Below are 22450 nucleotides of genomic sequence, written 5' to 3' on the forward strand. Positions count from 1 at the left end.
CCTGAAAACTTTGCTGACTTTATAAATAACCTTTAATTCGCAATGTTTAATTGCGAATAAGAGGTTATTTATATATTTATTTATTTTTGTAATTTGTGATGCTCCCTATTAAGGCAATCATTTAATTTTTCAGATAAAATTAAGACATGGGGTAATGACATGATACTATCGTGAGAACCAGGAGTTTTGTAAATTTCTATTCCACCCGCAGCTAGTTCTTTCCATTTATCCATGAGATAATACTCTTGGGCAGGTCTTTCTATTGCCCAAAATAGGCTTATTTTGCCATTATAATTCTTTGCAATATAAGCTCTTTGCGCTTTAATATTAGCATCTCGAACAGCTAAATCTAGCACAGAAATAGGTAAAGGTAATTGCATCTTCAGATGAAGTTTGTAAACAATTTCCCTGAGAAAATTTTGCAATCTGTAATTGACCCGATCAACAAAAAACATAATTTGCTGTTTTGGTTCTAATCTAACAATATGACTAGTATTCCTTTTTATTATGTCTTGCCCATTAATTAAGAAATGACTGAAACGCTTTTTAAATTTCTCCACGAAAGACCGTTTGATATTTCCACCTGTTTTTACTTGGGGAGGGTAACAATCAAATAAAGCTAGCAATTCTACCTTTTCCCCTTGTGTTTCAAGTTGCCTAGCCATTTCAAATGCTACCGTACCCCCTAGACACCAGCCACCCAAGAAATAAGGGCCTTGAGGTTGAATAGTACGTATTTCTTTGATATAGTGGGCTGCCATATCTTCTATGCGAGTATAAGGAGCCTGTTTTTTATCTAAACCCTGTGCTTGTAGCCCATAAACTGGCTGATCTAAATCTAAATTACCCAGTAATGTACGGCTGTGAAAAAGATTTCCGTATAGTGAATGAATATAGAAAAAAGGTAGTTTAGATCCCTGTAGTTGAATAGGAATTAATGAAGACCAACAGGTTGAGCATCCTTGTTTGCGGAGAATATTAGTTAGTTGCTCAATAGTAGGAGCTTGAAAGAGAATAGCTGTAGGTAGATTTTGACCAAATATCTTATTAATTTGAGAAAACAGACGTATTGCAAGTAATGAATGTCCTCCCAAATCAAAAAAATTATCTTTTATGCTAATAGGATAAATGTTTAAAACATTTTCCCAAATTTTAGTTAACTGAAGTTGTAATGGATCTTCTGCTGTAGCAAAAGTTTTTTCTATTTCAACATTAGTTAAATTATCTACAGGTAAAGCTTTACGATCAACTTTGCCATTAGTATTAAGTGGCAAAGTATCCAGTATAACAAAGACTGAGGGAACCATGTAATTCGGTAGCTTCATCTGCAAGAAATTACGTAATTCTGCGATCGCAATTTTCTGCTCTGAATTAGGAACTACATAACCAACTAAGCGTTTTTCTCCAGGAACAATTTCTGGCGCTATGACTACAGCCTGCTTTACCCCCGGATATTGGGCTAGGGCTAACTCTACCTCACCCAATTCGATGCGGAAACCACGAATTTTAACTTGGTCATCAATCCGTTGTAGATACTCAAGATTCCCATCAGCGCGATAGCGAACTAAATCCCCTGTTCTGTAAAGTCGAACATTCGGCTCTTGGCTAAACGGGTTGGAGATAAATTTTTCTTTAGTAAGTTCAGGTCGATTCAAATAACCTAGCGTTACACCAACACCGCCGATATACATTTCACCAGGAACTCCTACAGGCACAGGCTGCAAACAGCTATCCAACAGATAAATTTGAGTATTGGCAATGGACTGACCAATTAGAGGAATTGCATCTTTTGGAATCGAATAGCACGTAGACCAGACTGTTGTTTCAGTTGGGCCGTACATATTCCAGACACTCTGGGTACGATTCACCAATTCCTTGGCTAAACCTGGTGACAAAGTTTCCCCGCCACAAAGAATCTTTAGATGTTGAGAACCTTGCCATCCAGCAGCTAGCAGCAGTTGCCAGGTTGCAGGAGTAGCCTGCATAACTGTTGCTTGGGAATGGTTGAGAGTTGTGAGCAGTTTCTCTCCATCTGTAGCGACTTCACGGCTGACTATAAAAGTAGTTGCCCCCACAATTAACGGCAAGAATATTTCCAGAACAGCAATATCAAAAGAGAGTGTGGTGACGGATAGTAGAATATCTTGCTGAGTTAAGCCTGGTCGCTCACGCATACTTGTTAAAAGGTTAACAACGCTTCGGTGAGGAACTTTTACTCCTTTAGGTATTCCTGTAGAGCCGGAAGTGTAAATTACATAAGCAAGATTTTCAGGTGTTGTATCTTTGCAACAGAGCAGGTTTTCTTGACTCTGCTCAATAATAAACTGAAAATCAGCATCAATTTCTACTAACTTAGCGGTATGTTTGGGCAAAAACTCTACAAGCCGATGTTGAGTTAATAATATCTTCGCTTGCGAGTCTTCCAGCATAAATGCCACACGCGCTTCTGGATGGTTTGGATCTAGCGGTAGATAAGCTGCACCAGCTTTGAGAATGCCTAATACCCCCACTACCATTTCTAAAGAACGGTCTAGACAAATTCCTACTAGCTCGTTAGTTTGAACTCCCAACGATCGCAGATAATGAGCTAATTGATTGGCACGACTATTGAGTTCACGGTAGGTAAATTGTTCGTTTCCAAATACTACTGCTACAGCATCGGGTGTACTTTCGACCTGTGCCTCAATCAGTTGATGAATGCAAGCCTGTTTCGGATAGTCGGTTTCAGTATTGTTCCACTCTACAAGTAACTGCTGCCGTTCGGCTGGCGTTAATAGCGGTAATTCCGAGATGCGTTGCTCTGGGTTGGCAAGAATACCTTCTAGTAAAGTTTGGAAATGTCCAAGCATCCGAGCGATCGCGGCTTCATCGAATAGGTCAGTATTGTATTCAAAGGAAGCTCTCAATCCTTTGCCTGTATCCCGCATCACCAGGGTTAAATCTAATTTTGCCGTGCCACTATGGGTGTATCCAAAGGTGGAGGCAATTTTCAAACCTGCTACTTCTCGTTCTGCCCCCTTTGTCCAAGGGGGATTCATGGCAAACATTACTTGAAACAGTGGTGAATGACTGCGATCGCGTTCCGGCTTAAGTTCTTCCACCAGTTTTTCAAAAGGTAAATCTTGGTGATCATAAGCACCTAAAGCTACCTGGCGCACTTGATTGAGTATCTCCCGAAAACTGGGATTGCCAGAAAGGTCAGTCCGCATTACCAAGGTATTGACAAATAAACCCATCAATCCTTCAGTTTCTACCTGGTTGCGACCGGCAATTGGGGAGCCAACAAGAATATCCTCTTGTCCTGTATAGCGATGGAGCAATACCTTGAAGGCTGCTAATAAAGTCATGAATAGTGTTACCCCTGACTGCTGACTCAAAGCCTTGAGGGCATCAGTCAACGCCTGCGGTAGCATCTGGCGACATATTTCGCCTGAGTAAGTTTGCACGGGTGGCCGTGGGCGATCGCTGGGCAGTTCTAATATAGGTAGGTTGCCACTTAACTGCTGCTTCCAATAATCCAGCTGAGATTCTAGAACTGCACCTTGCAGCCACTGACGCTGCCAGTGAACGAAGTCAGTATACTGGATAGATAATTCCAGCAGTGGCGAGGGTTTGCCAGCAGCAAAGGCTTCATAAAGTGCTGTGAGTTCTTGAAAGAAAACCTCTGAAGACCAGCCATCCGCAATAATATGATGCAGAATCAGGAGCAGCACATGCTCCTTTTCAGCTAGGCGTAGCAGTTTAAAGCGAAACAATGGCCCTTGCACCAGATCGAAGGGTTGTTGAGCTTCTTGGGCAGCTAGTCTTTTATCCTCAATTTCCCGTTGTTCTAGAGGCAACTGACTCAGATCGACAAGCGGCAGATTCAGGATTATATCTGGAGATATGACTTGGCTAGGCTGCCCATCTATGGATGTAAAGGTAACTCGTAAGATTTCGTGGCGGCGGACAATTTCGACTAGACATTGCTCCAGTAGTGCAACATTAAGTGAACCTGTGAGCCGATAGGCTAGGGGTATATTGTAAACAGAATTACCAGGATCAAATTGCTCTAAAATCCATAAACGTTGTTGAGCAAAGGAAAGAGGTAGTTTGCCATCTCTAATGTTAGGTAATATCCGGGGAAGATTGTTACTACCAGCTGAGTTAGCCTGGAGTAAAAATTCTATTATTTCGGCTTTCCGTTCTCGCATATGTGCCAGCAAATCTGGTGTCAGGCTCTCCTTAGCGGCTCGATAGCGCAGGCTACCGCCTTCGACCCATAATTTCACATCTAGATGACGTAGTTTTGATAAAAACTCATGAATGGTTTTCATAGTTGTCCCTCTTCGTAATCGCTCATAGTCTCAATTTGAGAAGCTTGGGAATTTTGCGCTGCCCATTGCAGTGTTTCAACTCGTTCAGCTAGATCAGCTACAGTTGGTACTTCAAATAAGTTAAGTAAAGGTATTTCTACTTGAAAGGTTTGACGCAACCTTGAAGTGACTTGAATCGCCAGTACTGAATGTCCCCCTAGCTCAAAGAAGTTGTCGTGAATGCCGATATTTTCTAAATTGAGGACTTGTGCCCAAATGCCAGCAATCTGCTGTTCAACCAAGGTGCGAGGTGCAACATAACCCTCCGCCAGTTCTGGACGAGCAAAATCCGGTATTGGTAGAGCCTTCCGATCCACTTTGCCATTCGGAGTAAGAGGCATCGCATCCAGTGTCACAAAGGTAGCAGGTACCATATAAATTGGTAACTTTTCCTTCAAGAACTGGCGTAATTGTGGGATTAGTTGATTATTTGCAGCCTGTTTTTGCATGGGGCTATTGGCATAAGCACTCCACAAGTGAGGTCTTATTTGATTAACTGTCTGTGAATCAATGACTACAGTCTGTGCTTCTTTGAGAGAAATTCGTGTAAAAACAGCCTCAAAGTAGCCATCTTTAGCAGCATTTGAGCATCTGATGTCTACGTCGTAGGGTAAAATTTCACCCAATGCCCAGAGATTTTCTGGATCGATACCTGCTGGTAGCTTTTCCAATGCTTTAATCACATCTGCAACAGTTTCTAACTGGCTGTCTGCTTTCAGTAACGCCAAAGCTTGAACTTCTTTCTGAATTCGAGCGTTCGGAATTTTTTTGATGCAATAATAATCTGGCTGAGTTTCTTCTAGAATTTGCTGCACATCTCCTACTGTCAAGTTTTCATCTAGCCAGTCATGCCATGTTACTTCAATAGTTGTTGTTGCTTCTGCTTCAATGGAAAGAAATACATCATAGTGAAACTGGGTTGTTTCATTCCAAATATGACCACGACGCAGCTTGATGTCAACATGTCTAATCACCGGAATATACTGTTTTAGAGCATAAAAAAAATCAGGATCAACAACTAGTTCATCTTCATTCCGAACTCGATTTTCAGCAATGTTTATCAATTTCTCTACTGGCATTGATGAGGATGAATTTTTTAACTGTTCACCAGTATGATAAGCTTCCAATAGTCCATAACTCTGGACATCACCAATATAAATCCAACCCCCTGGTTTGACTGCCTCAATAGCATTTTTTAAAACTTGCAGTAAATAGTTAATATCTGGAAAATATTGTACAACCGAGTGAATAATCACTGTATCAAAGGAAGCTGGCTCAATTCCTTGAAAATTATCTGCTGCTCGGTGGTCAAGGACAATTTCTGATAATTTTTTCTCAGATATTCGCAGTTGCTTATCTAATTCTTGCAATGCTGAGGCAGCATAATCTGTACCAAAGTAATATGTACATTTTGAAGCAATTTCTAGTAGAATTTGACCCGTTCCACAACCAATTTCCATCACTCGATTGGGTTGCAGACCGAGAATCCGTTTTATAGTTTGGTCTAGCCACTCTAGGACTTGCTCTTCAAAATTATCTTGATTACTTAATTGCTTAATAATGGCAGCATCACCTAATGTTTTGTCTTGTAAAGATTCTGGTGAGGCGTTATTTAAACCTGATTCATATAGTAAATCCCACCTTTGATTCCAAGCTTGGATATGTTGACTACTGCTAGTAGAATCTGCTGAAGACTCAACTTCTGATGGTGTTATTGGAACTAGATAACCGACAAAAGTTTTCTCATCTGGGATATCTTCTCGGACAACAACGACGGCTTCTTTCACAGCAGGATGTTGAGCCATCACCGTTTCAATTTCACCCAATTCAATCCGAAAACCGCGAAGTTTTAACTGATTGTCAATTCGTTGCAGATACTCAAGATTGCCATCGGGGCGATAACGAACTAAATCACCTGTTTTATAGAGTCGAGCATGAAATTCTTGGCTGAATGGGTTAGAAATAAACCTTTCTGTAGTTAGCTCAGGTCTATTTAAATAACCCAGCGCTACACCTGCACCACCAATATAAAGTTCACCAGGAACTCCCACAGGTACGCGCTGCTGGTAGGCATCCAATAGATAAATTTCAGTATTGGCAATGGGCTGACCAATTAGGGGGATTCCATCTGCTTGAATCTGATAGCAAGTAGACCAGATTGTGGTTTCGGTTGGCCCGTACATATTCCAGACACTGTGGGCACGATTCACCAGTTCCTTGGCTAAAGTAGGTGGTAATGCTTCGCCACCGCACAGAATCTTGAGTTGTTTTGAACCTTGCCAGCCAGCCGCCAGCAGCAATCGCCAGGTTGCAGGAGTGGCCTGCATGACTGTTGCTCCTGAATGGATAAGAGTTTTGAGCAGTTTCTCCCCATCCGTAGCTACCTCACGGCTAACTATCAGAGTAGTTGCCCCGACGATTAACGGCAAGAATATTTCCAGAACGGCAATATCAAAGGAAAGAGTTGTGACAGATAACAAAACATCTTGCTGCGTCAACCCTGGTTGCTGACGCATACTTTCCAGCAGGTTGACAACATTTTGGTGAGAAACTTTTACTCCTTTGGGGGTTCCTGTGGAGCCGGAAGTGTAGATGACGTAAGCTAGATTCTTAGCAGTTGCTAGGTAAGGGGGTTTGTGAATTGGGTAATGGGCAATTTTTTCTGCATCTGTATCCAAACAAACTACCTTTACCTGATTCTCTGGCAATAAATTAAGTAGGTTGGCTTGGGTAAGTAACACAGAGACTTGAGCATCATTAAGCATGAATGTCAAGCGTTCTTTGGGATAGCTGGGGTCTAAGGGGACATAAGCACCACCTGCCTTAAGTACAGCTAGCAGAGCGATCGCTATTTCTGTTGACCGTTCCAAGGAGATACCAACTAGCACTCCCGGCTTCACTCCCAAGGTTTGGAGATGATGAGCAAGCTGATTGGCACGCCAGTCAAGTTCCAGATAAGTCAGTTGTTGATTTTGAAAGACAACAGCGATCGCATCTGGTGTTCGCTCAACTTGAGTTTCAAATAGCTGGTGAATAAATTTATCTTCAGGATAAGCTATTTGAGTATTATTCCATGCTGCTAATAACTGTTGTTCAGTTGTTGGCAAGATTGGCAACTTGGCAATAATTTGATTGGGATTAGCAACTATACCCGCTAAGAGAGTCTCAAACTCTGCCATCCGACGACGGATAGTATCAGCATCAAATAAATTGGTGTTGTACTGACATTCCAGGGTAAGCTGACCACGCAATTCCGTAGCATTAATAAACAATTCAAAATTCTCAAAGGCGCGAGGATTAGAGAAAAACTCTACCTCCAACCCTGCAAATGGCAAACTGTTTCCGTCCAAGCCCTGATCGATATTAAACGTGATTGGTACTAAGGGAATACGGCTAGAATCCCGTGGAAACACTAATTTTTTGATCAGACTGCCAAAGGTAAATTGTTGGTGGTCGTAGGCATTTAATACAGCCGATCGCCGCATTTGTAAGTAGTCACTAAAGGATTTTTCTCCATTGATTCGGCTACGCAATGGTAGCAAATTAACGCAGTGACCTACGAGATTATATTGTCCTAAAGCAGCTTGTCCGGCGGCGGAAATACCTACAACCAAGTCGTTCTGTCCTGTCAGGCGGTGGAGCCACACCTCGAATCCTGACAAGATGGTAGTCATAAAACTACAACCAAGTTTTGTTCCTAGTTGTTTGAGGTTAGCAACTAGTTCGGGATTTAAACGCCAATCTTCACGGGCGGCGTTAAAGGTTCTAAATAATGGACGAGGGCGATCACTGGGAAAATCCAGTACAGGCACAGTATCAGAGAATTGATCTAACCAGTATTGTTCTATAGCGATCGCTTCTGGACTTTGAGCCTCTTCTTCCTGCAAGATCGCATATTCACTGAAGCAGTCTGGTTCTTCCAATTCCGGAACAATACCCTGTTGCAAGCCAGAATACAGTTTACCCACATCTGGCATCAACACCGCCCATGACCAACCATCGCAAATAATGTGATGGGCAGTCAAAATGGCTAGATGTTCTTGCGGATGCAATTTGACAATTTTTGCCCTAAATAGAGGGCCATGTTCTAAATCAAAAGGTTGTTTTACCTCTTGTTGCAAGATAGTAGCTATTTTTGTATCTTGCTCCTGTGGCTCCAGTCCAGAAAGATTGATGATGGGAATTTCTATTCTTAGAGAAGCAACTATGCAGAGTGTATTGCCATCTGTGCTAAAGGTTGTCCGTAGCGCTTCATGACGTTGGACTAACTGTTGCACAGCAGATTGGAGAGCTTCTACATTAAGGTTTCCTTTTAGTCGCAGAGATTGGGATTCGTTATAAGCACAATTGGCACTGTCTCCCATTTGCACAGAAGCCCAAATTTCTTTTTGAGATTCGGTTGTAGGGGCAGTTAATAATAATTCTCCACCGGAAAATGGATCGAAATCAACAGATGTTAATACAGATTGTGAATTTAAGGGTAATAAAGTCATAAAAAAACTTTTGACGTTCTAGCTTTTTTTTAATTGTTCAAAATTGGGGATATGTTAGCTGAATGGGACTAGCGATGAAACAAACTACTTACCTTCAATACTGATTTTTCCAACCCATTCAACCTTTTTACCCCTGAACGTAATAACTCAAATTTGTTTTTTGGTTGACGCTTAGATAAGATTCCCAGTGCCAATATTTTGGCATAATCTTTGATTGCAGATTGACCAGGTGGGGTCGGTTCTAAACCTAACTTTCGGAGGTAATGGTTAATTTGATAAACCCTTGCTTGTAAATCAAATGACCGCATACAAAAATTGATGCTAAGAGAAACAGAAACATTACTACCGTTTTTAACCCAATGAGGTGCTAGGACTGGATGGTGAACTGCCTTACCTGGAGTTAAATGATAAACGCTAGCTTTTGTTTGTTTTTCCTGTGTGTAATTTGCTGAATCCAACTGTCCAATGTAATATTGTTCAATTTCTTTCTCAGTCAGAACTGAGCGATCGCGTGGATTGAAGAGATTGACATCCTTATCACCATGAATCTGAAATAAGAAGTTTGACTCATGGTCAATATGGTAAGGAGTAATTGAATGGGGAGAGGCGATAAAGATGTAAGCATCCAGCCAAGTGATTTCTTTTCGTAAAGGTACGCCTGTCAGTTCTTCCAGTTCAACTACAATCTGGTTTAGGAGGGTGTTGTATTCCGGGTCAAGCTGGACGCTTTTAAGCAATATCCAAGAACCTGATTCTTCAATGCGGGCGATCGCTGACAAAACTTGATCTTTACGCGGTACTTGTGACCATTTTAGGTTGACTGGGATTTGGCCTACTTGACAAGCAACCTTTGCAGGTTCACCTTTACCCAAAATAGTATTGGCCAGTTCAACCAAGCGGGGAATCTCAAATAAGGGATGTCCTGCAAGGTTGTGCGAAAACATAAAAGATGAAAGGTTGAATTCCTTACGAAATTGTGGTGTGTCAGTCTTAATAATGGTCGAAGGAAATTTCGGCGCGGGAGCAAGCAAATCTAGCTGCTCATAAGATGAATTTGCTAGTGACATATCAATTTTTCACTAAATATTTACTATCCCCACTTCAGGAAACACTGGCAACTTGTAGATATTTGCCGGGTCGCTCGGTATCGGGAATATACCAGGCGGGGTTCCCTTGGGGATCTCGTCCTAATTTGGCATCAGGTTGCGGAGGACGATTACGTAGGCTGTTATTGGTGATTTCTGCTCCATTGCGATCGTAGTTTGTTACTTCTATAGACGGTGCAGACAAGAAGCCAGCAGACTGCATTTCGGCAATACTTTCTTTAAAGGCTGCCATTACGAAATCTAGATCGGCTTCGGAATGGGCTGTCGTCAAGAAGCAAGGACGATGATCCCAAGTATGTACTCCCTTATCCCGCAGCAAGTAAAACAGTAAATCTCCGTAAGGAAACTCTGGTGCAGATTTCACCATAAACAGTGAACCGAAATTATAAGCTGTAAACGGAGCCTGAACTTGCTGGAAATAGCCCATAAGTTCCGTTACGAACTTATCAGTTCTTGCATTGAGATTTTGCTGCAAGCTGGGGCCACAATAGAGCAAATGCTGAAGTACTGCTTTCGCGGCGGCTAATGCTAAAGGATGGCGGACAAATGTACCGGCAAAGTATGTCACGCCTACCTCTGGAACAGAGTCATCGCCAAACTGCCAAAACCCACCATCTAGAGCATCCATATATTGTGATTTGCCAGCAATGACTCCAATTGGTAGCCCTCCGCCCACAATCTTACCGTAGGTTGCTATATCAGCTTTTATACCGAAATGTGCCTGAGCGCCACCTGGATGAATTCTGAATCCGGTAACGATTTCATCAAAAATCAGGGCAATACCAGCTTCCTGGGTGAAATCACGCAGTTGCTGGAGGAATTCTTTGGGCTGGTATTCAGGGCGACGGCTTTGCACAGATTCCACCATCACTGCTGCTAACTCATCAGCCCGATTTCTGAGGATTTCTATAGCCTCAGGCGAATCGTAGTCCACCACCAAAATGTTCTCTACCATTTCCGGTGGGATACCAGGAGCAGCCGGAATTGACCGGAGTTTGTTTGTACCCCGAACAATTACTTCATCCAAAATACCGTGATAAGCTCCAGAAAAGATGGCGATTAAGTTACGCCCTGTAATTGTGCGTGCCATCCGCATCGCTCCCAGCACTGCTTCTGAACCTGTGTTGCAAAAGGCTGCTCGATCAAAGTTGGTCAACTCACACATTAGCTTTGCCACTTCTCCAACTAAGGGAGTTTGTGGGCCAATTTCCATGCCGAGTTTGAGTTGTGCTTCAATTGCTTCGGTAATGAAAGGTGGCGACCAACCAAACAAATTCAAGCCAAAGCCATTGCTTAAATCGACATATTCATTGCCATCAACATCCCAAAGTTTAGAACCTGATGAACGAGACGCCACGATGGGATAAACCATTTCTTTCATCGTTGGGTTAAACCCGGAAACAGTTCTAGGATCTGCCAAGTAAGGGCGATGAGTTTGAGTATATTCTTTGGATTTTTGAGTCCGTTTTGTATATCTTTGGATAATTTTGTCTAGATAAGTGCGTTGTTGTGCTGTCAGAGTTTTAGTCTGGGTCTTTTCAATTCGAGCCGCCGCACCAAATGCCTTTTTAGCACCATTTGACTCAATATCTACCGATGCTTGTGATTCTTTGCTCGTTTGGGTAGCTGGGATAGATACAGCATTTGGTGGTTTGACATGATTATTTTGAGATGTCGCCGCAGGTACAACTGGAATTGTTGGAGATTGACTGCTATTACCCAATAGTGCCAATTGCTGGCTCATGATTTGTAGCTGCTGATTAATCACACTTTCTAGGACGCTACTAGATGCAGCAGGTTGGGGAGAAATCTGAGGTGCAGATCCATTTGTATGAACTTCATGCACTAGCAAAGTGGGTGATGTGGTTGCAGGTGCTGGTAATGCTGCTTCTAGAGTTGGTTCTGCAACGGTTTCTGTTAATCCTAATACGGATAAAGTTTCGGCAGACAAGGCTGAATTGATAAAGTCAGCCAGTGTTCCCAAATTCGGGTAAATTTCTAGTAACTGCCTAAGTGTTACCTTGACTTGAAACTTTTTCTTCAAAGCTAACCCGACTTGCGTCAGAGATAAGGAATCTAATCCCATTTCTAAAAACGTTGTCAAGTCGTCAACACTCGCGATTTCCAATCCGGATGTTTCTTCGATAATTTCTTTGAGCAGGGGAATGAGCTTTTGCTGAGGGGATGTTGTCATAATTTGGGTCTTTTCTAATAACTGGGGGTTTGGAAGTTTGGGATTTACTGCACGATTGGGATGAGGTAAAGGATCAATCCAGAAGCGTTGGCGTTCAAAGGGATAAGTAGGTAGAGGAATTCGTTGTCGCGTTTCCCTTTGATAGAAGTTGCTCCAGTTAATAGATACTCCTGCTAACCACAGTTGTCCTACTGCCTTGAGTAATGCCGTCCATTCGGCTTCGTTCTGGGCGTTATCACCCAGAGAAGGAATCGCTATCTGTTGTTTAATATCTTTTGCTTGTTGGCGAGCTAAGGTCGTAGTTGTGATTCGCGGCCCCACCTCTAACAGTAGGCGTTCTGGTTGCTGCCATAAGGTTTGTACGCCCTCTGCAAATCGCACAGTCTGACGTAGATGTGTAGCCCAATACATCGGATCGGTTGCTTGCTGGGCTGTAATCCAGTTGGCGGTAACTGTGGATACAAAGGGAATTTGGGGTGGCGATAATTTAACTTTCCCAACTACCTCAGCAAAGGGGGCAATGATACTATCCATCATTGGGGAATGGAAAGCATGGGAGGTGTGTAAATGGCGACAGACAATTTCTTCGCTTTCAAGTTGTTTTTGCAGAGCTGCGATCGCCTCTGTGGGGCCAGAAACTACACACAGGGAAGGGCTATTAATTGCGGCGATCGCTAGTTCTGCACTCAATCGCGGCTCTAACTCTTTGGCTGGTAGGCGCACTGAGAGCATAGCCCCTGCTGGTAACTCCCACATTAAGCGACCGCGATTTGCAACCAACATCAGCGCATCTTCTAAGGTAAATACACCCGCAATACAAGCAGCGACAAATTCACCAATGCTGTGACCAATCATGGCTTGGGGCTTGACTCCCCAACTTTGCCACAGTTGCGCTAAGGCATATTCAATCACAAATAATGCTGGTTGGGTAAAGCAGGTTTGCCGCAGGGAGATAGCCGCAGTTTCGCGATCGCTTGGTGCGGGATACATGATTTCTCGTAAATCCCTGCCCAACAAAGGTTTAAGGATTTTAGCACATCGATCTACTACCTCCTGAAATACAAGTTCGCGGTTGTAGAGATTCAGTCCCATGTTCACATATTGCGATCCTTGTCCGGGGAACATGAAGACAATAGGTGGATTACGGATTTCTGTATGATGAGTATTTACTTGATTTGGATCTAAAGATTGCAGGACTGCGATCGCATCTGTTATATCGTGACAAACTATACTGCGTCGGTAGTTAAAAGCTTTGCGCCCTCGCTGTAAAGTATAAGCTACATCAGCTAAGTTAATTTCGGCATTGTACTGTAAATGCTGCTGTAAATTCGCTGTTGCAGCCTCTAAAGCTTGACTAGTTTTTGCCGAGAGTAACAATAGCTGCTGTGGGCGCGAAGCACCGGAATTTTGGATTTGTGGCGCTTCTTCTAACACTATATGAGCATTAGTGCCCCCGACACCAAAAGAACTCACCCCGGCTCGTCGCAAAGTTTCACCCTCTGACCATTGGGCTAGTTTGGTATTTACATAAAAGGGGCTGTTGGCAAAGTCAATCTTGGCGTTGGAAGCCTCAAAATTTAAGCTAGGGGGAATCTTTTTATAATGCAGAGCCAGAGCAGTTTTAATTAACCCTGCTACCCCAGCCGCAGCAACTAAATGTCCGACATTGCTTTTAAGAGAGCCGATGGCGCAAAATTGTTTTGCGTCTGTATGCACACGAAATGCTTGCGTCAGCGCTTCAATTTCAATGGGGTCGCCTAAAGGTGTAGCTGTACCGTGGGCTTCAATATAAGAAATAGTTTCCGGGTGAAAGTTGGCATAAGCTTGTGCCATTGCAATGGCCTCTGCTTGTCCATCTACGCTGGGAGCCGTAAAACTCACCTTATCAGCCCCGTCATTATTGATACCAGAACCTCGAATTACAGCATAGATGCGATCGCCATCATTGAGTGCATCTTCTAAACGTTTGAGGACAACCAGTCCTGCGCCATTGTTGAACATTGTGCCCTGAGCGCTGGCATCAAAGGGGCGACAATGCCCGTCCCCAGACAACATACTACCTTCTTGAGCCACATAACCGCTATTTTGGGGTGTAGTCATAGATACACCACCAGACAAAGCCAAATCACACTGATAGCTGGTTAAGGCTTGGCAAGCTTGAATGACTGCTACCAAAGAAGTGGAACAGGCTGTATTGACGCTGACAGCTGGGCCTTTGAGGTTGAGCTTGTAAGCAGCACGAGTGGTTAAAAAGTCTTTTTCATTGGCTAACATTGTTTGGAACTCACCGATGCGATCGACAATTTCCATGCGTCCAGAAATGTGGTTAGCAAAATAAGTATTTTGACCGCAACCAGCGTACAAACCAATTAAACCCTCAAAAGACTCTGATTCATAACCAGCATTTTCTAAGGCTTCATAAACTAACTCTAGGAAAACTCTACACTGTGGATCCATAACTACAGCTTCTAGCGGATTAATGCCAAAGAAAGCAGCATCAAAAGTTTCTCCCCCAGAAATGATTCCTCTAGCTTTCACGTAGCTAGGATCTTTGCAAAGGTTCGGGTCAATACTAGGGTCTAGGTCTTCATCTTGAAAAAAAGTCGTTGATTCTAATCCTTCACACAGATTGCGCCAAAACTCATCGACATTTCCAGCACCAGGAAATCTTCCTACCATGCCAATAATGGCAACACCATCAATAGGATCTTGGTTATCGGACGCTTGCATATTTACCATTGCTTAAACACCTTGTTGATGATTACGGCGACGAGTACGAGCTGCTTGTTGACGTTGGGCGCGATTTTGCAGCTTGTTAGAAGATGGTTGACTGTTCTGATTTGAATGCAAATAGTTTGCTAAAGAGCAAATCGTTGAATACTGAAATAGCTTCACAGCAGGTAGCTCAGTTCCAAGTTCCTGTTGTACTCGCACAGCAACTTGCAAAATTGAGATTGAAGTTGCTCCCAAATCAAATAAATTATCATCAATCCCAACGCGATCGATTTTAAGCAGTTCGGACAAAATACCTGCAAGCAGACGCTCTAAATCGGTTTGGGGAGCAATGTACGCTTGTTCCAGTTGCAGACGTTGTTTACTTGGTGCTGGCAATTTATGTCTATCTACTTTGCCATTTCCAGTCAAAGGCAGTGATTCTAACATCAGAAATATTGATGGCACCATGTAATTAGGTAGTCGCTGTTGTAAAAAATCACGCAAGTTCTTGTGTGTATAACTACTGTTATAGTGAGGAATAATGTAAGCTGTCAACTGCTTTTCACCTATTTGATCCTGACGAGCTAAAACGACATTTTCCCGAACGTCAGGATGTTGTGCTATTTCCCGTTCAATTTCCCCTAGTTCAATTCGGAAACCACGAATCTTCACCTGATTATCAATACGCCCTAAGAACTCGATTTTGCCATCTGGAAGATAACGAGCTAAATCTCCAGTCTTGTAAAGGCGCGTTGCTAAATTGGTATCAAAAGAGTAATAAATAAATTTTTCGTTTGTCAAATCGGGACGGTTTAAATAGCCTCTAGCTAATCCATCACCACCAATGTACAATTCGCCAGATTCTCCAATTGATACTGGTTGGAGGTTGTTATCTAATATATAAACTTGGGTATTAGCAATTGGACGACCAATAGGAATAGAGACATCTAGTCGTAGTGGCGGTGTTATAGTATGGCAGCAGGTAAAAGTTGTGTTCTCAGTTGGGCCATAACCATTAATTAGCTGACAGTTCTCTATTGTTTGGAGAAACTTCTGCAGATGTGGAACAGATAAGACATCGCCACCCGCTAAAAGTTGACGCAATGATTTTAAAGCATCAATTTTTTCATCCACTATCAGGTGGAATAAACCGGCTGTTAGCCAAAGAGTAGTAACTTTGTATTGCTGAATAATCTGCCCTAATTCTTCTAAAGATGGTGTATAAGGAGGAGATATTATAAGCCGCCCACCGTTAAGCAAGCAACCCCAAATTTCAAAAGTTGAAGCATCGAAGGAAATAGGAGCGAGTTGGAGAATTACTTCTTCAGACGTGAGGTGAACATAATTAGTTTCTTTGACCAACCTTACTACACCACGATGGATAACACTAACACCTTTGGGTGTACCTGTAGAACCTGATGTATACATGACATAAGCCAAGTTATCAGCAGTGACCTTAGCGGTTAGGTTTTCTTTTTTATTTTGGGTGATCTCATTCCAATCTGCATCTAGGCAAATTACCAATGCTGTATAAGTAGGTAATTTAGCAACTAATTTTTTTTGAGTTAATACTACTGATACCTGGGTATCTGACAGCATGAAAGCCAAACGTTCTTGTGGATACCCTGGATCTAGGGGTACATAAGCTCCACCTGCTTTTAGGATAGCTAAAAGTGCTACAACCATTTCTAAGGAGCGCTCTATGCAGATTCCTACAAGAATTTCTGCACCTATCCCTAGTGTTTGTAGACGTTGTGCTAATTGATTAGCACGACTATTCAAATCTTGATAGGTGAGATGCTGATTATTAAAGATTAGTGCTATAGCATCAGGTGTTTTCTCTACTTGTGCTTCAAACAACTGATGAATACACGCTTGCTGAGGATAATCAGTTTGAGTGTTATTCCACTCTAATAGTAGGTGTTTTTCGGATTCTTTGAAGATAGGTAATGTTAGATTATATCGTTCTAAATTATTTTCTGATAATGAAGTTTGACACTCATCTACCAACAATTCTTTTTTATTTTTAGTCAGGTGATCAGCTATTTGTTTCATATTGAATTTTTGCAAAAAATGTACTTTTTTTTGCACCCTGTATGCTTTTTAAGTAATCCTGCATTTTTAACTAAACAAATTTATAGTTTAGCAATGCAGTTAATCTGACTACTAAAATATATCAAATGAGAATAATTACTGAAGAATAAGGCCTCCTTTTTCTTCAGTCCTTATTAGTCAACGATTACACTTTAACTTAGTACCGAATAGCACTAACTCTAAGATTTCGTTCTCTCATTCTGACCTATTTATTTAAAATGGTAGTTATTTTCAATACATCTTTATTGAAAATTAAAACTTTAGAGATGGTTTGCAATGGGAGATTTACATGTCGTGCCCGCCGATTTGTGGCATCATTCAGATGGTACAGCCGCAGATTGGCGATCGCATTAGGAGCAAGGCGATTTTATGAAGCCAGGTTAAAGGGTGCGATCGCTGACTAACTATATGCTAAAAACAGAAGTAGATGAAAAAAAAATTAAGATGTGTAAAGATAAGTAAAAATAGAGAGAACATCCATTAAAAATAGTGTAGATATTGGGGTGAAGGTTAAGGGTATTCCTGACGAAAGAACAAGATGCAGAGTTATTTAACCTAAGAACGGCTCAAGTACCACAGAAAGTAAAAGATAGAGCCGAAGTCATCAGATTAAATGCACACAACTGCTGATTAAGGCAAACAACAAAGCGTCACTTCACGCAGATCAAAAGATGGGTATGTGCAAGATGGCAGATTTCATCTATGAAGGCAGTGAATTTTGGTATTTGCGTATAATAGATAACTAATTTATAGATTACTGACTCCCAAGCAGCTATATAAAACTTACGTCCGGCAACTTTTCCCCTAGTGTCAAAATATGCGCTTCCGGGTTCAGGGTGCGGACGATATAACAAACGCATAAACCCTGTATTAAAACCTATATTTTCGCACTTAACATCATTAAACTCAATTAATCCTTGTAAATTTAATGCTCCAAATATTCGACAAGCATCACATACTTGATTTCTGGTTTGTTTAATATCTACTTTGTATTCTCTCCCAATACTGCTCGGGTTTTGGTGCATAGCCATTGGAGATCCCCCTTAGTCCCCCTTAAAAAGGGGGAAAATAAGGCATTTAGAGCAAGCCAATTTATCGGGTGGTTGGGGGGATCGACTCTTAACCAAGCAGTATTGTATTCTCTCCCATATATGTCTGGAAGTTTTCTAAAGTCTGCTTTGATTTTACAAATACAACTTCTAAAACCATATTTTCCTGCTTCTTGTTGGGATAAAAACTCTCCTACCCCCAGTAGAAAAGTTGAGTTTCATTCCTGTGAATGTCCCAGTTGGCGAATTTTTATGGTTTCAGAGTCAAATTGACATCCTGGATACTGGACAACTGCGCTATTAGGGACTTCCAGAAATAAAAACTCTACTTATTAATTAAGATAATGGAGGAGAGAATAACTCTCGGCGTACATAATTTATGAAATGCATAGTTGAATTTTCTCAGAAATATCAACCGGAGACGCTCCGCCTCCGGCTTCGCTAAATTTACGTTTAGCTTACTTACCCCTTATAATGATTATCATTTTTATTAAAAGGATATTTATTTCTTGGAAGTCCCTAACCAGCAACTTGGGTTAGTATGTACGATAAAATAAAAGGCGTTGTTGAATGGAGGGATGATTGAATTTACTTAAGTACAGGTAATAATTTAATTGAATATCTCAGCATTTATTCTGAGTAAGACTCTTCATCTCTATGTCGTACCAGGTATCGCTCCCCCAATCGCTCCATCCATACTTACCCCTCACCGCTCTTGCGCCCATGCAGGATGTAACAAACCTCTGGTTTATGAAGGTCATTGCCCACTACGGCAGTCCTGACTACTTTTTCACCGAGTATTTCCGCGTCAATGATACCTCACGGCTCAATCGTAGTATTCTGGCAGCAATCACGGAAAACGACACGGGTCGCCCTGTTTTTGCTCAAATGATTGGCGAAAGCATTCCAGACTTGGTAAGAACAGCAAAGGAACTCTGCGGCTATAATATCGCTGGAGTTGACTTGAACATGGGCTGTCCAGCACCTAGAATCTATCGCAAAAATGTTGGGGGTGGATTGCTGCTCTTACCAGAAAAAGTGGATCGGATTTTGGGAGAACTGCGTTCTGCTGTGAACGATCGACCTTTGACCGTCAAGATGCGCGTAGGCTTTGAAAATACAGATAACTTTTACGAAATTCTAGATATGATCAATCGCCACAGCATTGATTTGCTGAGTTTGCATGGTCGCACGGTGAAAGATATGTACCACGGGGCAGTGAAATATGATTTGATCGCTGAAGCAGTCAGACGAGTCCATTGTCCAGTGCTTGCTAATGGCAATATCGACTCTGCGACAACTGCTATTGAAGTGCTTTCTCAAACGGGCGCGGCGGGTGTGATGGTGGGACGCTGGGCGATCGGGAATCCTTGGCTTTTTAATCAAATTCGGCAGGCTTTGCGCTTCGAGACGATCACGCCTGTTCCTTTAGTAGAGGTACGCAACTATATTGATCGTTTATGGCAAACCCCCACTGCGGCAAGTATGCCAGAGCGATCGCGCGTAGGCTACCTCAAAATGTTCCTCAACTACATTGCCTTGAGTGTTGACGCTGAGGGTAATTTTCTACGACTGATGCGACAGACTTCTAGCGAGGTAGAAATGTTTAACCTCTGCGATCGCTTTCTCCTTGCTGATTTGACGAAAACTTTAGCCCTAGCACCTAGGGTAAAAGCATCTAATTCTATTTGACAAATAGCCCCTCTGCCCCTCTACGTCTTAATGATAAGTCTTTAACCGGACATGATATAACTTGTGTTGCAGTTCCAAAAAATCTCTAACTTGACCAAATAGGTTGGCAATCGCTTTTGATATCTGCAATTGTTTTCCCGCAGTGATGACTTCACAAATAGTCATAGGAACTGATGCAGAATTTACTGCCTCAGCTAACTATTGTAAGGCGAGAAACAATAGTTAATTATAGGGCGATCGCCTCTAAGCGTACTCAAGCTGACAGAATAATTGCCGATATGTCATACTATATTTGTTGTTGTATTGCAATGCTTAACGGTAAACGCATTTTTCAAAAGGCGATATCAAAGTAAGAGTTTTGGTTAACATATAAATTGCACTGACATCGAAAAATCAATTATGCCCAAGACTTGGAACATAAAAATAGATAACTATTTTCAAGCCAATCTCAATTGCATCATCGCCACCGCCCATGTAGACACGTTTCCGACAGACTTACCGCTAGAACCGAACATCAGGGAACCAAACTGCAAAAGTGCTACATATAGGCAAATCTTAGACTCAGTGACGACTCAACCAGAAAAATTCTTCTCGCGTCACAGTGGAATAACCCTATGTGTAAATAAAATTAAACCTAACAAAAACAAAACCTCACTTGAACTAGAGATTTTGGAGGCTAGCGAGGGGGGTAGCGATGGTATTATCAACGGGGGTCATACAGTTTTAGCGTTTGAAAGTGCTAAAAATTACAAATACGACCTAACCCAAGCCAGAGTAAAAGTGACCATCCACATCGGGCTGGTGGAAGATCAAGCTAAAGATATAGCCTTGGCTTCCAATACCACAACGCCAGTAGATTCACGTTCTAAAGTAAACGCCAGAGGAGATTACAAATTTATCAAGCAGTATTTAGCCCAGCTAGAAATCGCAGAAGGGAGAAAATTCCGCATTGCCTTTTACCAGAATCAAAGCGGCGCTCCCAGAAATGCTCAGTGCAATGTGAACCATTTGGTGAAGTTGATTAACTGCCTTGATAGAAATAGATACAACCTCGAAGGCAATAAACGAATCAAGCATCCGACAGGTATGAGTATACCTTCTCAAATCACAGACACAGAAAGGGAAAGATTAACCGCCCTACTGCCTCTGCTTTCTCAAGCCTTGTGGATAGAGCAAAGACTGTATGAACTTATCCAAGAACATATCAGCAATCCCAAAAGAAAGGGTGTCAACGACTTAGCATCAATAGATACACGTAAAAGCACCCTTTTGCCTGACAGCAAGTACTCTTTCGGGTTTGGTGCGCCAACCGACTTGGCACTACCGATAATTGCATCCTACCGGGTATTTTTAGATCAAAACTATAAATGGATTCTACCGTTTAACGAATTCGCCGAGGATTTTCTGCAACACTTGTGGACGAACTATTTCCGTAAATATTTAATATCGGAGAAAACAGCAAGAAATACGGTAGGCACAAAAATCAGTCGCAACCAAGAAATTTGGGAAAGTTTGTACATTTTGGCACAAAGTTATCTAAATCAGCACTTGGTGAAAATAGTTAACTCCAGCAAGCGTGAAAAATTAACTTTGACTTCAGGTTAAAAGTCAAGATTATTTTCCTTGTCCTTTTCTTAACCCTATTTCATCAATTCGTAGCCGTTTGAATCCTATTGGGTTTTCATATTTAATTGATGAGATGCACATTGTAACATTGTTTCAATTTATTTGAGAGTCATATCATTTCTTTCAGTTACGCTTTTTAAAAAAGCTCGGTGCTATTCTACTAAGTCTGGAAAAACTATTAGCACAGAGATTTTTGGAGTGGCTATCTCAGCAATTAGGCTGCGATTATGCCATTTTACAGATTGACCAATCTCCCGCTCATACTAGTTCTGCGATTCGTTGGCAAGAGTTTATTATTCCTCTACCATAACAGGTGTCAAGTTAATTGAAAATGCCTTGAAAAACAGAAATTAAACTATCAAGAACTTAACAAAAAATCGAACCAAGTCGCACACTATTTGAGTAAACTAGGAGTTAAACCAGAAGTTTTAGTTGGAGGTGTGTAAAGCGATCGCTAGACATGATTATTGTACTACTAATCTAAGTTGCTAGTTACTATGCATGTGCCATCGCTTTGGGACAAAGTTGACGGTTTCCCTACGCCTAACCGTCAACTTGTGATGGCGATCGCATGAATTGACAGATGCCAAAAAATCTAAAATTTCATAACCCGCAACTTGGGTTACTAAAGAAAAATTAAGAATACCCTTACCGTTTATCAGAAAAGGACATTAAAAGTCTAAAAAATGTTTGTAATGCGTGTATTCCACATATCGTTAAGTAATATTACTGATTGACAACTGCGTATTTACGGTGATGATAATATGATGTTGTTTTAAAATACATAACTTATAAAGTCTGTAAATCAAAGACACAATTTTTCCACAAATTCATAAATTGACTCCAGAAACCGTCTCTCTTCTGACAAGATACGTTTGCCCTGCTAATTTAGTGGAATTAGAGTTAGCAAACGAGCAAGCTATTTTAGCAAGTATCAGTAGGTCAAAAATTCAAAATTTATATCTTCTCTTTTGAATTGACCTACCTACTTACTTATGGCTTTTAGAGGATGTCTGAAAAGTTTTTTTGTATACACCTAACCCTTAGAGATAACCCTAAATACCCCGATAAATTGGGGTATTTTAAGACTATTATTCCCCCTTTTTTAAGGGGGGTTAGGGGGGAT

Annotated in this window: 10 protein-coding genes and 1 pseudogene; 4 read left to right on the plus strand and 7 right to left on the minus strand. The window is 41.6% G+C overall.

The annotated features are described in order from the left end of the window. Positions 1-80: 80 nt before the first annotated feature. The 5 genes from ACFFAP_RS11865 to ACFFAP_RS11885 all read right to left on the minus strand — a co-directional run bounded on the left by ACFFAP_RS11865 (position 81) and on the right by ACFFAP_RS11885 (position 16918). Complete coding sequence (locus ACFFAP_RS11865) at positions 81-4316, minus strand: amino acid adenylation domain-containing protein (RefSeq protein WP_375511404.1); 4236 nt, start codon at positions 4314-4316, stop codon at positions 81-83. Next, positions 4313-8848, minus strand: a complete 4536-nt coding sequence (locus tag ACFFAP_RS11870) for an amino acid adenylation domain-containing protein (RefSeq protein ID WP_375511405.1) — start codon at positions 8846-8848, stop codon at positions 4313-4315. The genes ACFFAP_RS11865 and ACFFAP_RS11870 overlap by 4 nt, the downstream gene beginning before the upstream one ends. A 68-nt stretch (positions 8849-8916) precedes the next feature. After that, on the minus strand, positions 8917-9915 hold the full coding sequence (locus ACFFAP_RS11875; protein WP_375511406.1) for a cupin-like domain-containing protein: 999 nt from the start codon (positions 9913-9915) through the stop codon (positions 8917-8919). 34 nt (positions 9916-9949) lie between these two features. After that, positions 9950-14878 (minus strand): aminotransferase class III-fold pyridoxal phosphate-dependent enzyme, encoded by a 4929-nt coding sequence (locus ACFFAP_RS11880; RefSeq protein WP_375511407.1) that lies wholly within the window; start codon positions 14876-14878, stop codon positions 9950-9952. Positions 14879-14890: 12 nt separating this feature from the next. Continuing rightward, positions 14891-16918 (minus strand): amino acid adenylation domain-containing protein, encoded by a 2028-nt coding sequence (locus ACFFAP_RS11885; RefSeq protein WP_375511408.1) that lies wholly within the window; start codon positions 16916-16918, stop codon positions 14891-14893. Between the two features lie 257 nt (positions 16919-17175). Between ACFFAP_RS11885 and ACFFAP_RS11890 the strand changes: the two genes are divergently transcribed. Beyond that, positions 17176-17361 carry a hypothetical protein gene (locus ACFFAP_RS11890; protein WP_375511409.1) on the plus strand — a complete coding sequence of 62 codons (186 nt, stop codon included), beginning with the start codon at positions 17176-17178 and terminating at the stop codon, positions 17359-17361. Between the two features lie 246 nt (positions 17362-17607). Here ACFFAP_RS11890 and ACFFAP_RS11895 read toward each other — a convergent pair whose 3' ends face one another. Next, the gene (locus ACFFAP_RS11895) at positions 17608-17988 is read right to left on the minus strand and encodes a hypothetical protein (RefSeq protein ID WP_375511410.1); all 381 of its coding nucleotides are present in this window, start codon (positions 17986-17988) and stop codon (positions 17608-17610) included. 675 nt (positions 17989-18663) lie between these two features. Between ACFFAP_RS11895 and ACFFAP_RS11900 the strand changes: the two genes are divergently transcribed. After that, the gene (locus ACFFAP_RS11900; protein WP_375511411.1) at positions 18664-19698 is read left to right on the plus strand and encodes a tRNA-dihydrouridine synthase family protein; all 1035 of its coding nucleotides are present in this window, start codon (positions 18664-18666) and stop codon (positions 19696-19698) included. 27 nt (positions 19699-19725) lie between these two features. Here ACFFAP_RS11900 and ACFFAP_RS11905 read toward each other — a convergent pair whose 3' ends face one another. Then, on the minus strand, positions 19726-19863 hold the full coding sequence (locus ACFFAP_RS11905; protein ID WP_375511412.1) for a hypothetical protein: 138 nt from the start codon (positions 19861-19863) through the stop codon (positions 19726-19728). 234 nt (positions 19864-20097) lie between these two features. On the opposite strand from ACFFAP_RS11905, the gene ACFFAP_RS11910 reads away from it, so the two are divergent. Further along, complete coding sequence (locus tag ACFFAP_RS11910) at positions 20098-21303, plus strand: AIPR family protein (RefSeq protein ID WP_375511413.1); 1206 nt, start codon at positions 20098-20100, stop codon at positions 21301-21303. 359 nt (positions 21304-21662) lie between these two features. Then, a pseudogene (locus ACFFAP_RS11915) lies at positions 21663-21802 on the plus strand (AMP-binding protein); the annotation flags it as partial. Positions 21803-22450 lie beyond the last annotated feature (648 nt).

Origin of the sequence: uncultured Nostoc sp. (genome assembly GCF_964245575.1) — a bacterium.
GTDB lineage: Bacteria > Cyanobacteriota > Cyanobacteriia > Cyanobacteriales > Nostocaceae > Nostoc.

Bases quoted from the DNA above. Each gene is read 5' to 3' on its own strand.
- ACFFAP_RS11865 (WP_375511404.1), bottom strand. From the start codon at position 4,316: ATGAAAACCATTCATGAGTTTTTATCAAAACTACGTCATCTAGATGTG.
- ACFFAP_RS11870 (WP_375511405.1), bottom strand. From the start codon at position 8,848: ATGACTTTATTACCCTTAAATTCACAATCTGTATTAACATCTGTTGAT.
- ACFFAP_RS11875 (WP_375511406.1), bottom strand. From the start codon at position 9,915: ATGTCACTAGCAAATTCATCTTATGAGCAGCTAGATTTGCTTGCTCCC.
- ACFFAP_RS11880 (WP_375511407.1), bottom strand. From the start codon at position 14,878: ATGCAAGCGTCCGATAACCAAGATCCTATTGATGGTGTTGCCATTATT.
- ACFFAP_RS11885 (WP_375511408.1), bottom strand. From the start codon at position 16,918: ATGAAACAAATAGCTGATCACCTGACTAAAAATAAAAAAGAATTGTTG.
- ACFFAP_RS11890 (WP_375511409.1), top strand. From the start codon at position 17,176: ATGGTAGTTATTTTCAATACATCTTTATTGAAAATTAAAACTTTAGAG.
- ACFFAP_RS11895 (WP_375511410.1), bottom strand. From the start codon at position 17,988: ATGGCTATGCACCAAAACCCGAGCAGTATTGGGAGAGAATACAAAGTA.
- ACFFAP_RS11900 (WP_375511411.1), top strand. From the start codon at position 18,664: ATGTCGTACCAGGTATCGCTCCCCCAATCGCTCCATCCATACTTACCC.
- ACFFAP_RS11905 (WP_375511412.1), bottom strand. From the start codon at position 19,863: ATGACTATTTGTGAAGTCATCACTGCGGGAAAACAATTGCAGATATCA.
- ACFFAP_RS11910 (WP_375511413.1), top strand. From the start codon at position 20,098: ATGCCCAAGACTTGGAACATAAAAATAGATAACTATTTTCAAGCCAAT.